Source organism: Amycolatopsis sp. cmx-4-61, assembly GCF_046548775.1.
Classification (GTDB): domain Bacteria; phylum Actinomycetota; class Actinomycetes; order Mycobacteriales; family Pseudonocardiaceae; genus Amycolatopsis.
In genome coordinates this window covers 751,006-764,242 of the sequence record NZ_JAEBEI010000001.1, presented here as the reverse complement: position 1 = coordinate 764,242, position 13,237 = coordinate 751,006, and the positions used below count along the sequence as shown (strand labels likewise).

The window sequence follows — 13,237 nt, the reverse complement described above, 5'->3', positions numbered from 1 at the left end:
ACTCCTCGTAGTTCTCAGGTTCTGAGAGCACGCATATTGCCACTCATCCATACCAAAGCACAGCACCGTGAAGTTACAGCGATGTTTAGAGCGGCGCGCGACTGTCGCCGCCGAGGGCCGTCTTCACCCGGCAACGCAGTCCACTTCGGACGTCTCGGTGCACCTGCCCCGGCCGGCTCAGAGCAGGAAGGTGCCGCCCGCCGCTTCGGCCAGGCCGGCGCCGAACGCCGCCGCCGGTGTGTCCGCGCCCGGCTTGCCCTCGCCGCGGGCGAGGCGGGCCGCGGTCTCGGCCACGACCGCTGCGGTGAAGTCCATGCCTTCGCCCGCGCGGAGCCAGCCTTCGCGCGTGGTGCCGTCCGGCCAGGTCACGACCGCATGGCCCCAGGAGTGCGTGCGCGGGCGGGGTGCGGCCTTCGTGCGGATCGCGGCGAGGCGCCGGACGGCGAACCGGCGCACGGCCGGGATCGACACCAGCCGGCCGAGCAGCGGCACGAGCGCCCGTGTCACCGGCGAGGTCGGCGCCAGCGCGGACGACACCACGACGTCCGGCGCACCGCTCGCGCGCTGGGCGGCGATCAGCTCCCCCGAGGGAACGGTCGCGGCCCGCACCGTCTCGCCGTCGGGGAGGGTGACGGTTCGCGGGTTCGCCCCCAGCCCGGCCGTCGTCAAGGCGTCGACGATGGTGGCCGCCAACGCGACCCCCACCGCGCCTTCTTCGACGGCGACCGACGCCAGCGCGTCGACGCGCACGGCTTCGGGCATCGGCTGTCCTTCGCACAGCTTCACCACGACGGCCTCGGTGGCCAGGACGCCGAAGCCGACGCCGGTGAGGAAGGTGCTGCCGCCGGCCTGGGCCTCTTCGTGCAGGTCGAGCAGCCGCTGGACGGCGACGCTGTCCGCGGCCAGGTCGACGTAGTGGCCGCCAGGCAGGCACGCCCGCGCGATCGCCGGAGCCGTGGCGGCGTACTCGCCGATGGTGTTGATGACGACCGCCGGCCGCTGCCGCCGGATCTCCGCCGCGATCGCCTCGACGCCGTCGGCGACGACGTACTTCGAGCCGGTCTCCGCCAGCCGCTCCCGGTCGCGTCCGACGAGCACGGCGGGCAGGTCGCGCGCGGTCAGTTCGGCGGTGATGGCCCGGCCGGTGCGGCCCAGAGCGCCGAGTACCCAGATCTCCATGTCGACTCCCGTGATGTCTCAGTGTGTCGTCATCGAGGCTAGCATGTGATGACACACTGAGACGTCGGTTAGGGTGAGCCGTGGCCAGATGGGATCCCGGGACCGCGGACCGGCTGCGGAAAGCCGCGCTGGAGCTGTACGCCGAGCACGGCTACGACGCCGTGACGATCACGCAGATCGCCGAGCGCGCCGGGATCACCCGGCGCTCGTACTTCCGTTACTTCCCCGACAAGCGCGAAGTCCTCTTCGCGGGCGCGGAACAGCTACCGCCGGCGGTCGGCGAAGCCGTTCTCGCGGCCGAAGAAGGGGAGACGCCGCTTCGCACGGCTCTCGGCGCGCTCGTCGAGGTCGGCACGCAGGTCACGCGGCTCGTCGATCCGTCGCCGGAACGCCGGGCCGTGATCGCCTCGAGCGCCGAGCTCCGCGAACGCGAGCGGAGCAAGGCCGCGGCGATCACGGCCGCGATCCGGGACGCCCTCGAGCGCCGGGGAACAGATCCCGAGCTGGCGAAACCCGCGGCGCAGGCCGCGGCGAACATCCTCGGCGACGCCTTCGACCGCTGGATCGACGACGACGGCGCCGAGGATTTCCCGGCGTACCTCGCCGCGGCCACCTCGGCGTTCCGCGAGGCCTGCGGCGTCGCTTTCCCGTGAAAGCGGTTGTCAGCCGCGGGCGTGCGCGTCCAGGATGTGCGCCACGGCCTCGGTGACCTGCTGCGCGTAGTCCAGGTGCAGCCACTCGTCCGGCACGTGGATGTTCGAGTCGGCCCCGCACGCGCCGGTGACCAGGAACTGCGCCTCCGGGAACTTGCGCGAGAGCAGGCCCATGAACGGGATCGAGCCGCCCATGCCGGTCGCGCGGTGGGGCCGGCCGAAGACCTCGTCGCTGACCGTGCGCAGGGCCGTCGTCAGCCACGGCGATTCGGTCGGCGCGTTCCAGCCGTTCTCCGCCTGCGGCGCGCCGAGCGTCACCTTCGCGCCGTACGGGACGTCGGTGGTCAGGACGCGCTTCACGGCTTCGAGGGCCTTCTCGGCGTCGGCCGTCGGCGGGAGGCGGAAGCTCAGGGTGAGCGTGGTGCTCTCGCGCAGGACGTTCCCGGCGTCGGCGGGCTTCGGGAAGCCGTCGGCGCCGATCACCGACAGCGTCGGGCGCCACGCGTTGTTGAGCATCAGCTCCAGCGCGTCTTCCGTCATCACGCGCCCGCCTTCGACCAGCGGGAACGCCTTCGACAGCGCCTCCGGGAAGTCCTGCGAGACGGCCTTGAGCTCCGCGAGCCGGTCCGCCGGGACGTCGACCTTGAGCTCGTCGAGCAGCAGTTCGCCGGTCGCGCTGTCCTCGAGGCGTTCGAGCAGGCGCCGCAGGATCCGGAACGAGCTCGCGACGACGCCACTCGCGACGCCGGAGTGCTGCGCCGAGCCCAGCAGCTGCACCGTGACGTCGAGGTGCAGCATCCCGCGCAGGCTCGTGACCAGCCACAACCGCTCGTAGTCGCTGCCGCCGGCGTCGAGGCAGACCACCAGCGAGACGTCGCCGATGCGGTCGGCCAGGTGCTCGACGTAGGCGGGCAGGTCGGGGCTGCCGGACTCCTCGCCGGTCTCCAGCAGCAGCACGATGCGGGCGTGCTCGCCGCCGGCCGCGTGGACGGCTTCGATCGCCGTGGTCGCCGCGTAGCCGGAGTAGCCGTCGTCGACGGACCCGCGGCCGTACAGCCGGCCGTCGCGGATCACCGGGGTCCACGGGCCGAGGCCCTCGGACCAGCCGCCGACCGGGGGCTGCTTGTCGAGGTGGCCGTACATCAGGACGGTGCCCCTGTCCGCCGCGCCCGGGGTCGCCGGGACGTCGACGAGCAGGACGGGGGTCCGGTCTTCGAGCTGCACGACCTCGAGGGCCGCGCCGGACAGGTCACGCCCGGCGATCCACTCGCGGACGTGCTCGACGGCGGCGGCGAGGTGCCCGCTCTTCGCCCACTCGGCGTCGAAGGCCGGGGACAAGGCGGGGATCGCCACCAGCCCGGACAGGCTCGGGATGACGTCGTCGGTCCACGACGTCACAACGGATTCACGTACGGATTTCTGCTCCACGTCGCCATCGTGCCACTGTGACCGACGGGGCTCTGCCTCGAACCGGGGGCTCCGCCACCCGACCCCCGAAAAGCGAGGGTCCGACAGTGCCGCACATCACAACGGTCCCCCGGAGACGGGTGATCACGTGATCACCCGGCCGCACCACGCCTGGTGAACGCTCGGGTCGATTCCCTACTCTCGTAGGTCCGATGCTCGGGCGTCCTAACGTTTTCCCTGTTCAGGGCGGGTTTCTCAGCAACAAATGAGCAACCGCGGCTGACCAAAGCGCGGACCTTCGTGCCAGGATGTCGGCGTGAACCGTCAACGCCGACGGTGACCGAGCGCTTCGGACCCGATGCGCTGGTCCCCGCCGGTGCAGTCGCTGTGGTCGCCACAAGCGGCCGCCAGAGGCACCGACACGAGGAGTACTGCGCATGCCGTCCGAACAGTGGACGCACCCGGAACCGGGAGACGGGCCGGCCGCCGTCGCGGCCCAGCCGTCCCCCGAGCAGGTGATCGCCGGGTTGCGAGCGACGAGCGAAGGTGGCGCTGAGCTGACTCAGCTGCTCACCCCCGAAGGCGAACGGGTTCCGTCGCCCCAGTTCGACAAGTACGTCGACGACATCGACGCCGAAGCACTCCGCGGCCTGTACCGCGACATGGTGCTCGTCCGGCGGGCCGACCGCGAGGCGAACGCCATGCAGCGCCAGGGCCAGCTCGGCATCTGGGTCCCGCTGCTCGGCCAGGAGGCCGCGCAGATCGGCTCCGGCCGCGCCCTCAAGGCGAACGACATGGCGTTCCCCAGCTACCGCGAACACGGCGTCGCGTACGCGCGCGGGGTCGACATGAAGGACCTGCTGGGCATCTTCCGGTGCACCGACCACAGTGGCTGGGACTACCGGGCCACCGGCTTCCACCCGTACACCATCGTGATCGGCAACCAGGTGCTGAACGCCGCCGGCTACGCGATGGGCCAGAAGTTCGAGGGCAAGGTCGGGGACGACGACGGCGAAGCGACGATCTGCTACTTCGGTGACGGCGCCACTTCGCAGGGCGATGTCCACGAAGGATTCGTCTGGGCCGCCGTCTACGACGCGCCGCTCGTCTTCTTCTGCCAGAACAACCAGTGGGCGATCTCCGAGCCGACCGAGCGCCAGTCGCGCCTGCCGCTGTACCAGCGCGCCCGCGGCTACGGCTTCCCCGGCATCCGCGTCGACGGCAACGACGTCCTGGCCTGCCTCGCGGTGTCCCGCTGGGCGCTCGACGAGTGCCGGCACGGCAACGGACCCGTCCTGATCGAGGCGTTCACCTACCGGATGGACGCCCACACGACGACCGACGACCCCACCCGCTACCGGCTCTCCGACGAGCTGGAGGAGTGGAAGCTCAAGGACCCGATCGAGCGCGTCCGCGCGTACCTGGCCCGCGGCGGCGGCGCCGACCAGGCCTTCTTCGACAGCGTCCAGGCCGAGGCCGACGCGTTCGCGGCGGACCTGCGCGAATACACGTTCAACATGCCGGAGCCACCGCCGGAGCGGATCTTCAGCAACGTCTACGCCGAGGGCAACCCGGTGCTGGACGCGCAGCGCGAAGAGTTCCTGTCCTACCTCGACGGCTTCGTTTCGGCGGGTGAGCACTGATGTCGGACCTCCAGAAACTCACCATCGGCAAGGCTCTCAACCTCGGCCTGCGCCGCGCGATGGAAGAAGACCCGAAGGTCCTGATCATGGGAGAGGACGTCGGCAAGCTCGGCGGCGTCTTCCGGATCACCGACGGGCTGCAGAAGGACTTCGGCGAGCAGCGCGTGCTGGACACGCCGCTGGCGGAGTCGGGCATCATCGGCACCGCGGTCGGCCTGGCCGTGCGCGGCTTCCGGCCGGTGTGCGAGATCCAGTTCGAGGGCTTCATCTTCCCCGGCTTCGACCAGATCTCCTCGCAGCTGGCGAAGCTGCACTACCGGACGCAGGGCAAGATCAAGATGCCGGTCGTGATCCGGGTGCCGTTCGGCGGCGGGATCGGCGCGGTCGAGCACCACTCCGAGTCGCCGGAGTCGCTGTTCGCGCACATCCCGGGCCTGAAAGTCGTCTCGATCTCCAACGCCGTCGACGCCTACTGGGGCATCCAGCAGGCGGTCAGGTCCGACGACCCGGTCCTGTTCTTCGAGCCCAAGCGGCTGTACCACTCGGGTGCGCTGCGGGCGGAGATCGACGTCGCCGGGACGCCGTCGGAGGTGTTCTCGTCCCACGTCGTCCGCGAAGGCACGACGGCGACGGTCGTCGCGTACGGGCCTTCGGTGAAGGTCGCCCTCGACGCGGCCGCCGCGGCCGAGGACGAAGGCAAGTCCCTCGAGGTCATCGACCTGCGCACGCTCTCGCCGCTGGACCTCGGCCCCGTGTTCGAGTCGGTCCGCAAGACCGGCCGGCTGATCGCGCTGTCGGAGGCGCCGTCGGAGTCGTCGCTGACGTCGGAGATCGCCGCGCGCGTCCAGCAGGAGTGCTTCTACTCGCTGGAAGCGCCCGTCCTCCGGGTGACCGGGTTCGACACGCCGTACCCGCCGGCCAAGCTCGAGGAGCACTACCTCCCCGACCTGGACCGGGTGCTGCACGCCGTCGACCGCTCGCTCGCCTGGTAAGGGGGATTTCCGCGCAATGCCCACGTACAAACAATTTCCCCTGGCCGACACGGCGGAGGGGCTGACCGAAGCCGACATCCTGTCCTGGCACGTCAAGCCGGGCGACACCGTGACGGTGAACCAGATCGTGGTCGAGATCGAGACCGCGAAGGCCGCCGTCGAGCTGCCGATCCCGTGGGCCGGGGTCGTCACGGAACTGCACGTCGAGCCGGGGCAGACGGTGGAGGTCGGCACGCCGATCCTCACCATCGACGTCGACCCCGGCGGTGCGGCCGCGCCCGCTCCGGCCGCTGCTGCCGCTGCCGCTTCTGCCCCCGTCCCCCCTCCCGCCGAGGCGGAAGAGGAGATGAAACCGCTGGTCGGGTACGGCTCGAAGGCCGTGGTCACCCAGCGGCGCGCCCGCAAGAGCCCCAATGTGGCCTTGGTTGCGTCTGACGCACCCAAGGCGGCCTTCGGTGCGTCTGACGCACCCAAGGCCGCCTTGGGGCGCTCGCCTCAGCCCACCGCGCAGCCCGCGGCTGAACCGGTCAGGCCGCGTGGTGGGTATGTCCCGCTGGCGAAGCCGCCGGTCCGGAAGCTGGCGAAGGACCTCGGCGTCGACCTGCACGCCTTGACCGGCACTGCGGACGGTGGCGTCATCACCCGTGAAGACGTCGAGCGGGCGGCCAACGGCCCGGCCGCCCCGGCCGCAGCCGCGTCCCCTGTGGACAGTGGCTACGACCCGGCCACCCGCGAGCGGCGCGTGCCGATCAAGGGTGTCCGGAAGATGACCGCGGCCGCGATGGTGCAGAGCGCGTACACCGCTCCGCACGTCACGGAGTTCCTGACCATCGACGTCACGCCGATGATGGAGTTCCGCGAGAAGCTCAAGAAGTCGCGTGAGTTCGCCGGGGTGAAGGTCACGCCGCTGACGTTCGCGGCGAAGGCCGTGTGCCTGGCGGCGAAGCGGACGCCGGACGTCAACGCGGTCTGGGACGAGCAGGCGCAGGAGATCGTCTACAAGGACTACGTCCACCTCGGGATCGCCGCGGCCACGCCGCGGGGCCTGATCGTGCCGAAGGTCCGCGACGCCGATTCGATGTCGCTGAAGGAGCTGGCCCAGGCGCTGACGACCCTCACCGACGTCGCCCGCGAGGGCAAGACGTCGCCGGCCGACATGGCGAACGGCACGTTCACGATCACCAACGTGGGCGTGTTCGGCGTCGACACCGGCACGCCGATCATCAACCCGGGCGAGTCCGCGATCCTGTGCCTCGGCGCGATCAAGGACCAGCCGTGGGTGGTCGACGGCGAGATCAAGGTCCGCAAGGTCCTCCAGCTGTCGCTGAGCTTCGACCACCGTGTGGTCGACGGCCAGCAGGGCTCGGAGTTCCTGGCCGACGTCGGCGCGCTCCTGGCCGACCCGGCGATGGCCATGACGTACTGAGTTTCCCCAGGTAGCGGGCCGCCCCGGAGAACCGGGGCGGCCCTCGCCGGTTTCGCCCTCGGCATACTCGTTTGACGGAGTGAGCACTCACTCCGCACACTGGTGGCATGACACCAGCACCCGACACCCGGCGCAGAGCGCCGAGCATGAGCGCCGAAGACCGGCGCGCCATGATCGTGCACGCGGTGCTGCCGCTCCTGATGGAGCACGGCACCGGCGTCACGACCAGCCAGATCGCCCGCGCCGCCGGCATCGGCGAGGGCACCATCTTCCGCGCGTTCAAGGACAAGGACGAGCTGATCGACGCCTGCACCGCCGAGGTGCTGCGCCCCGACCACGTCCTCGACGCGATCGCCGAAATCCCCATCGAGCAGCCCCTCGCGGATCGGCTCGTCGAGGCCGCCGAAGCACTCGGTGCGCACTTCGAGCGGATGGGTGCGCTGATGGGCGCGCTGCACGCGTCCGGCAGGCACAAGCAGCGCGACCCCGAGCAGCGCCTGAAGAACCGCACGATGAAGGGCGGCCGCAGCGAGTCGATGGCCGCCATGCGCGGCGCGATCACCGAATTGTTCGAACCCGAGAAGGACCGGCTGCGGCTGGCCCCGGAGCAGCTGGCCGCGCTGTTCCTCACCCTGCTGTTCGGCGGCCGGCGGATGGCGCCGGACGACAACGCCGCCACCACGCGCCAGGTGGTCGACGTCTTCCTGCACGGCGCGGTGGAGGCTCAGTGATCCCGGGCGGTGGGGGCGGCATGGAGTTCATGCTGGCTCGGCGCGGAAGACGGCGGCACGCCGTCACGGTGCCGGAGAGCGGGCTCACCGGGCCCGTCGACATTCCCGAACCGACGCAGGACGACCAGCCGAAAGACCTGCGCTCCCGGCTGGGGGGCGCGAAGACCTCCGTGGCGGGCACGGTCCGCGGCCTGCCCAAGGTCGTCAAGCTGACGTGGCAGGCCAGCCCGGTCCTGACGATCCTCCTGGCGCTGATCACGCTGCTGTCCGGCCTGCTGCCGACCGTGACCGCGTACATCGCGAAGCTGCTGCTGGACTCCGTCGTCGCGGCGATCCAGCACAAGGGCACCACCGGCGACATCGTGAACGTCGCACTGTTCCAGTTCGGCGTGCTCGCCGCGACCGCGATCAGCAGCGCGCTGACGTCGATCGCGCAGTCGCTGCTGCAGGAACGCATGACGCTGACCATCCGCCACCAGGTGATGGCCCACGCGAGCGAACTGCACCTCGCGTACTTCGAGGGTTCGGCGTCCTACGACATGCTGCGCCAGGCCGCGCAGGAGGCGCCGACGCGGCCGCTGTCGATGATGAACTCCGCGCTGGGGCTCGTGCGGACGCTGATCACGTTCGGCAGCATGATCGCGCTGCTCGTCTCGATCAGCCCCCTGCTGGCGCTGGTCGCGCTGGTGGCGCCGATCCCGGCGTTCATCTCGCAGTCCAAGTACGGCTCGCGCGCGTTCTGGCTGACGTTCCTGATGTCGCCGATCAAGCGGCGGATGGACTACCTGTCGTCGCTGGTCACCACGGACACCTACGCCAAGGAGACGAAGCTGTTCGGGCTCGGCCCGTACTTCGTCGACCGGTTCCGCCGGCTCGGCGTGGTGTCGTACGAGCGGCAGCGGAAGCTGACGATCAACCGCAACGTCAGCTCGACGGCCTGGGGGCTGCTGAGCACGTTCGCGGGCTCGGCGATCGCGCTGTACATCGCGCTGGAGGCGGTCGGCGGGCGGCTCACCCTGGGTGACCTGGCGCTGTACACGGCCGCGGCGACGTCCGTGCAGACGTCGGTGTCCGGGCTGTTCACGGCGTTTTCGGGGATGTACGAGAACAACCTGTACCTCGACACGCTCTACCGGTTCCTGGACACCGAGCCGGAGATCACGGCCCCACCGGCACCCCGGCCGTTCCCGTCCACAGTGGAGGGTCACATCGAGTTCGACTCCGTGACGTTCGCGTACCCGGGTTCGGAGGAGCCGGCGCTGGAGGACGTCAGCTTCGAGATCCGCCCGGGCGAGACGGTCGCGGTGGTGGGCCGCAACGGCGCGGGCAAGTCGACGCTGTTCAAGCTCCTCTGCCGGCTGTACGACCCGACGGCCGGCCGCATCCTGCTCGACGGCGTCGACATCCGCGAGTACGACCCGGACGAGCTGCGCACGCGGATCAGCGCGATGTTCCAGGACTACGTCACGTACCAGGGAACGGCGGCGGAGAACATCGGCCTGGGTGACCTGACCCGGCTGGAAGACCGCCCGCACATCGAGGACTCGGCCCACCGGGCGGGCGCGGACGAGCGCATCGAGCGGCTGCCGTCCGGCTACGACAGCCCGCTGGGACGGTGGTTCGACCAGGGCGTTTCGCTGTCCGGCGGCGAGTGGCAGAAGATCGCGCTGGCACGGGCGTTCCAGCGGGAGGCGCCGATCCTGATCCTCGACGAGCCGACGTCTTCCTTGGACGCGCAGGCCGAGCACGACCTGTTCTCGCGCCTGCGTTCGTTGTCCGAGGGCCGCACGACGCTGTACATCTCGCACCGGTTCTCGACCGTGCGGCAGGCGGAGCGGATCCTGCTGCTGGACCGCGGGAAGGTCGCGGAGTACGGCACGCACGAGGAGCTGATGGCGGCGAAGGCGGGGTACGCGGAGTTGTTCACGTTGCAGGCGCAGGCGTACCTCGACGAGTTGCCGAGCTAAGGGACGAGCACGACCTTGCCGACACCTTCGCGGCTCTCGACGCGCGCGTGCGCGGCGGCGACGTCCGCGAGGGGGTAGGTCCGGTCGAGCACGGGGGTCAGCGTGCCGTCCGCGACGAGGCCGAGCGCCTCGGCGCGGACGGCCGCGATCCGCTTCCCGTAGGCGTCCGGCCCGCCGAAGCCGATCAGGGTGAGGCCGCGCGCGAGAAGACCGGCGACGGGGAAGGCCGGGAAGTCCCCGCTGAGCATGCCGTAGGCGAGGATCCGCCCGAAAGGCGCGAGTTTCGGGGTGAGTTCGGCGGCGCGCGGACCGCCGATGGACTCGAAGACCACGTCGATACCTTCGGGCACCTTCTGCCGCCAGTCGGGGTCGTTGTGGTCGATGTCGGCTTTGCCCTTGCCCGCGGTCGTCACGACTCGGGCGCCCTTTCGTTCGGCCAGCCGGGCGAGATAGCCGCCGATGGCCCCGGACGCGGCTTCGACCAGCACGGTCTCGCCTTCTTTGACGTCCGCCGCGGTCATCAGGGTGAGCGCAACCGAGGCCGGAACGGCGGCGGCGACGGCCACCTCGGGCGTGAGGTCGCCGGGCACGAGGGTGTACTGGCTCGCGGCGACGACCTCGGCGTACGCGCCCCCGGTGTAGGACATGGTGACGACTCTCCGGCCACGCAGGTTCGGATCGTCGGCCTCGAGGACGATGCCGGCGGCCTCGTGCCCGAAGATCGACGGCGGCCCGGCCGGGATCAGACCGGACCGCAGCTGCGTCTCGTAGAACGGCACCGCGATCGCCTCGGTCCGGACCAGCACTTCCCCCGGTTCCCGCGTCGGTTCGGGCCGGTCTTCGACCTGGAGCACATCCGGGCCACCCGTGCCGTGTTGCACCACCGCGCGCATCTGCCACCCCTAACTGGACCAGCGGTCAACTTACGGTCGCCTACTATATGGACCGACGGTCAACTTGTCGAGGGAGTCCCCATGGAACGCGCCGACGCGGCCCGCAACCGCCGCGCGATCCTCCACGCGGCCGAGGAACTGCTGGCGGCCCACGACCTGGCCGAGGTGTCGATGGACCGAGTCGCCGCCGCGGCCGGCGTGGGCAAGGGAACGGTGTTCCACCGCTTCGGCAACCGCGAAGGCCTGATGCGGGCGCTGGTGGAGTCCCGCGTCCAGTCGTTGACCACGGCGATTTCGTCGGGCCCGCCCCCGCTCGGCCCGGCCGCACCCCCCGCTTCGCGCTTGGCAGCGTTTTTCGACGCGGTGGTGGAGCTGGCTTCGAAGAACGTCAAGGTGATGGCGGCGTTCGAGCAGGCGTCGGCGGACCGGCTGAGCAGCCCGGTGTACGTGGCGTGGCACGCGCACGTGTCGGGCCTGATCGCTGCGGCGTCCTCTTCTCTGGATGCCGACCTGACGGCCCACTTGCTGCTGGGATCGTTGCACAGCGACTTGATGCGGCGGTTCCTGGAGACGGGCGAGACCGACCGGATGGCCGCGGGCCTGCGGTCGATGGTGGCCACGTTGCTGCGCTGAGCGGCCGGGAGCAAAACGGACAGGCCGTTCGTTGTCGGGGTATGGCTGTCGCGTTCCTGCTTTACGTCTTCGCCGAGATCGCCGCGATCTGGGCGGTGGGCTCGGCTGTCGGCGTCCTCGGCACGCTGGGCCTCCTGCTGGCCGGCGCGTTCCTCGGGTCCTGGCTGGCCCGCCGCGAGGGCGGCAAGGCGATGCGGGCGTTCACCTCGGCGGCCCGATCGGGGAGGCCGGCGGAGAAGGAGCTCACCGACGGCATGCTGGTCGGGTTGGGCGGGGTGCTGATCCTGGTGCCCGGGTTCATCAGCGACGTGCTCGGGCTGCTGCTGATCCTCCCGCCATCCCGCGCGGTGGCCCGGCGGTGGTGGCTGAAGCGAATGGAGAAGAGGGCGGTCCGGTTCGCCAACCGCCGCCGAGGGCCGGCGATGGTGGTGGACAGCGAGGTGGTGTCCCCGGAGGAACCGCGGCGCGACCCCCCGACGGTCATCGAGGGTCGAATCATCGAAGGCTGACCCGGGAATGCAAATCCCGGTGGTACGCCAGGTATTCCTCTTCGATCCCATGCCCCGGACGTTCGCGCAACTTGCCGGCTGGAACACCCTCACGCAGCACGGTGCGGTCCGCCGCAATCACCACCGCCCCGCGGTCGAACTGCACGTGGCAGTTGGGGCAAAGGCAGAGCACGTTGGACGTGAGGTCAGGGCCGCGGTGCAAGCCACCGAGAGCCTGGATGTGCGCGCCTTCTGAATAGCCCTGGCCATCCCCGAGGGACAACCTGGTGCCGCAGAGTTGACACGTGTGGTCGTAAGCCTTCTTGATGTCCTCGGCGACCTTCGTGGAACGGACTATGCGTTGCGTTGTGACGGCCTTGCGCCCAGGTTGGGCGTTGCCTGCGGAATGACTGGGTTCCGACGATAGCAAGTAGTCACCGACGGGGAAGTTCACATCAACAGCACTACTGGCCTTGATCAATTGGAACCGGCACACGAGGTAGTCGCCTTGGCCGGGCACCAGCGCGGCGTCCTCGACCCGAAACAGACCGTCGTAGCGGTAACCCTGATTGGGCGCGTGGGGAGACTTGGTGTCCGCGCCGCGCACCACTCGGACTAGCGCACCGATCTCCCTGCTCGTCAAAAGGGCAGCGTTACCGGAATCTGCGAACGTTTGGTCGGCGTTCTGCCGACCGCTGTTGTTCCGCCCTCCGTGACCGGTGTAGATCAGTTCATCCCCGCGGTCATCATCGTCTTCATAGCCGCCTGACGACACGATCGACTCAGCACCCCGCGCACGGGTTCCGGTGATGCCAGCTTGCAGGGCGCGGTGCACGCCACTCGCCGCCACCTCGGCCCGACTCGCGAATGTGGTGCCTTCCGGACATCCAGCGACTTCGCCGTAGACACGCGCATTGCTCGCCGGCTTACCCAGAGCTTCACGGAAGAAGAAGCCGAGTTCGGCCAGATACGCCGCGACATCGCGGCTTACGTCGGTGAGTGCGGGCGGTCGGGGCGAATGCGCCAGCGCAAATCCGTGAGCCGAATTAGCCAAGGCGTCTGAGTCGTACACCTCGCCGCGGTACACGACGACATACCGCGACGCCGCTGCGGACCCATACCTGCCCAGAAAGGCCTCACGGCCGAGGACGTCAAACTCCTCGATGGCTTTGAGGACGTGCTCCTGGTGGACGTCGGTCAGACTCATGGATCCACACTAAAGGTG

At 69.9% G+C, this 13,237-nt stretch carries 12 protein-coding genes; 8 read left to right on the top strand and 4 right to left on the bottom strand.

What is annotated here, in order from left to right; translation table 11 throughout:
• Window positions 1-177 precede the first annotated feature (177 nt).
• Entirely contained in the window at window positions 178-1,179 is a 1,002-nt protein-coding gene (locus ACLJOU_RS03725) for a saccharopine dehydrogenase NADP-binding domain-containing protein (RefSeq protein WP_410563097.1), read from the bottom strand.
• Window positions 1,180-1,259: 80 nt separating this feature from the next.
• On the opposite strand from ACLJOU_RS03725, the gene ACLJOU_RS03720 reads away from it, so the two are divergent.
• Complete coding sequence (locus ACLJOU_RS03720) at window positions 1,260-1,832, top strand: TetR family transcriptional regulator (RefSeq protein WP_410563094.1); 573 nt, start codon at window positions 1,260-1,262, stop codon at window positions 1,830-1,832.
• A gap of 9 nt (window positions 1,833-1,841) precedes the next feature.
• On the opposite strand, the gene ACLJOU_RS03715 is transcribed toward ACLJOU_RS03720, so the two are convergent.
• Window positions 1,842-3,260 carry a M20/M25/M40 family metallo-hydrolase gene (locus ACLJOU_RS03715; protein ID WP_410563093.1) on the bottom strand — a complete coding sequence of 473 codons (1,419 nt, stop codon included), beginning with the start codon at window positions 3,258-3,260 and terminating at the stop codon, window positions 1,842-1,844.
• A 416-nt stretch (window positions 3,261-3,676) separates the two neighbouring features.
• Between ACLJOU_RS03715 and pdhA the strand changes: the two genes are divergently transcribed.
• The 5 genes from pdhA (at window position 3,677) to ACLJOU_RS03690 (ending at window position 9,998) form a co-directional block, all read left to right on the top strand.
• Window positions 3,677-4,882 (top strand): pyruvate dehydrogenase (acetyl-transferring) E1 component subunit alpha, encoded by a 1,206-nt coding sequence (gene pdhA / locus ACLJOU_RS03710; protein ID WP_410563091.1) that lies wholly within the window; start codon window positions 3,677-3,679, stop codon window positions 4,880-4,882.
• On the top strand, window positions 4,882-5,874 hold the full coding sequence (locus tag ACLJOU_RS03705) for an alpha-ketoacid dehydrogenase subunit beta (RefSeq protein WP_410563088.1): 993 nt from the start codon (window positions 4,882-4,884) through the stop codon (window positions 5,872-5,874). The genes pdhA and ACLJOU_RS03705 overlap by 1 nt, the downstream gene beginning before the upstream one ends.
• A gap of 16 nt (window positions 5,875-5,890) precedes the next feature.
• Window positions 5,891-7,300 (top strand): dihydrolipoamide acetyltransferase family protein, encoded by a 1,410-nt coding sequence (locus tag ACLJOU_RS03700; protein WP_410563086.1) that lies wholly within the window; start codon window positions 5,891-5,893, stop codon window positions 7,298-7,300.
• A gap of 146 nt (window positions 7,301-7,446) precedes the next feature.
• The gene (locus tag ACLJOU_RS03695; RefSeq protein WP_410564703.1) at window positions 7,447-8,031 is read left to right on the top strand and encodes a TetR/AcrR family transcriptional regulator; all 585 of its coding nucleotides are present in this window, start codon (window positions 7,447-7,449) and stop codon (window positions 8,029-8,031) included.
• 20 nt (window positions 8,032-8,051) lie between these two features.
• Window positions 8,052-9,998, top strand: a complete 1,947-nt coding sequence (locus ACLJOU_RS03690) for an ABC transporter ATP-binding protein (protein ID WP_410563083.1) — start codon at window positions 8,052-8,054, stop codon at window positions 9,996-9,998.
• Here the strand turns inward: ACLJOU_RS03690 and ACLJOU_RS03685 are convergent.
• On the bottom strand, window positions 9,995-10,891 hold the full coding sequence (locus ACLJOU_RS03685) for a quinone oxidoreductase family protein (protein WP_410563081.1): 897 nt from the start codon (window positions 10,889-10,891) through the stop codon (window positions 9,995-9,997). The two genes, ACLJOU_RS03690 and ACLJOU_RS03685, sit on opposite strands and share 4 nt — an antisense overlap.
• 81 nt (window positions 10,892-10,972) lie before the next feature.
• On the opposite strand from ACLJOU_RS03685, the gene ACLJOU_RS03680 reads away from it, so the two are divergent.
• On the top strand, window positions 10,973-11,524 hold the full coding sequence (locus tag ACLJOU_RS03680) for a TetR/AcrR family transcriptional regulator (protein WP_410563079.1): 552 nt from the start codon (window positions 10,973-10,975) through the stop codon (window positions 11,522-11,524).
• Window positions 11,525-11,565: 41 nt separating this feature from the next.
• Entirely contained in the window at window positions 11,566-12,033 is a 468-nt protein-coding gene (locus ACLJOU_RS03675) for an FxsA family protein (RefSeq protein WP_410563078.1), read from the top strand.
• Here the strand turns inward: ACLJOU_RS03675 and ACLJOU_RS03670 are convergent.
• Window positions 12,020-13,219 (bottom strand): YDG/SRA domain-containing protein, encoded by a 1,200-nt coding sequence (locus tag ACLJOU_RS03670; RefSeq protein WP_410563076.1) that lies wholly within the window; start codon window positions 13,217-13,219, stop codon window positions 12,020-12,022. The genes ACLJOU_RS03675 and ACLJOU_RS03670 overlap by 14 nt on opposite strands.
• Window positions 13,220-13,237: the final 18 nt, after the last annotated feature.

Excerpts from the sequence above, each read along its gene's own strand:
- ACLJOU_RS03705 (WP_410563088.1), top strand. The coding sequence starts at position 4,882 with ATGTCGGACCTCCAGAAACTCACCATCGGCAAGGCTCTCAACCTCGGC.
- pdhA (WP_410563091.1), top strand. The coding sequence starts at position 3,677 with ATGCCGTCCGAACAGTGGACGCACCCGGAACCGGGAGACGGGCCGGCC.
- ACLJOU_RS03700 (WP_410563086.1), top strand. The coding sequence starts at position 5,891 with ATGCCCACGTACAAACAATTTCCCCTGGCCGACACGGCGGAGGGGCTG.
- ACLJOU_RS03675 (WP_410563078.1), top strand. The coding sequence starts at position 11,566 with ATGGCTGTCGCGTTCCTGCTTTACGTCTTCGCCGAGATCGCCGCGATC.
- ACLJOU_RS03690 (WP_410563083.1), top strand. The coding sequence starts at position 8,052 with ATGGAGTTCATGCTGGCTCGGCGCGGAAGACGGCGGCACGCCGTCACG.
- ACLJOU_RS03725 (WP_410563097.1), bottom strand. The coding sequence starts at position 1,179 with ATGGAGATCTGGGTACTCGGCGCTCTGGGCCGCACCGGCCGGGCCATC.
- ACLJOU_RS03680 (WP_410563079.1), top strand. The coding sequence starts at position 10,973 with ATGGAACGCGCCGACGCGGCCCGCAACCGCCGCGCGATCCTCCACGCG.
- ACLJOU_RS03670 (WP_410563076.1), bottom strand. The coding sequence starts at position 13,219 with ATGAGTCTGACCGACGTCCACCAGGAGCACGTCCTCAAAGCCATCGAG.
- ACLJOU_RS03695 (WP_410564703.1), top strand. The coding sequence starts at position 7,447 with ATGAGCGCCGAAGACCGGCGCGCCATGATCGTGCACGCGGTGCTGCCG.
- ACLJOU_RS03685 (WP_410563081.1), bottom strand. The coding sequence starts at position 10,891 with ATGCGCGCGGTGGTGCAACACGGCACGGGTGGCCCGGATGTGCTCCAG.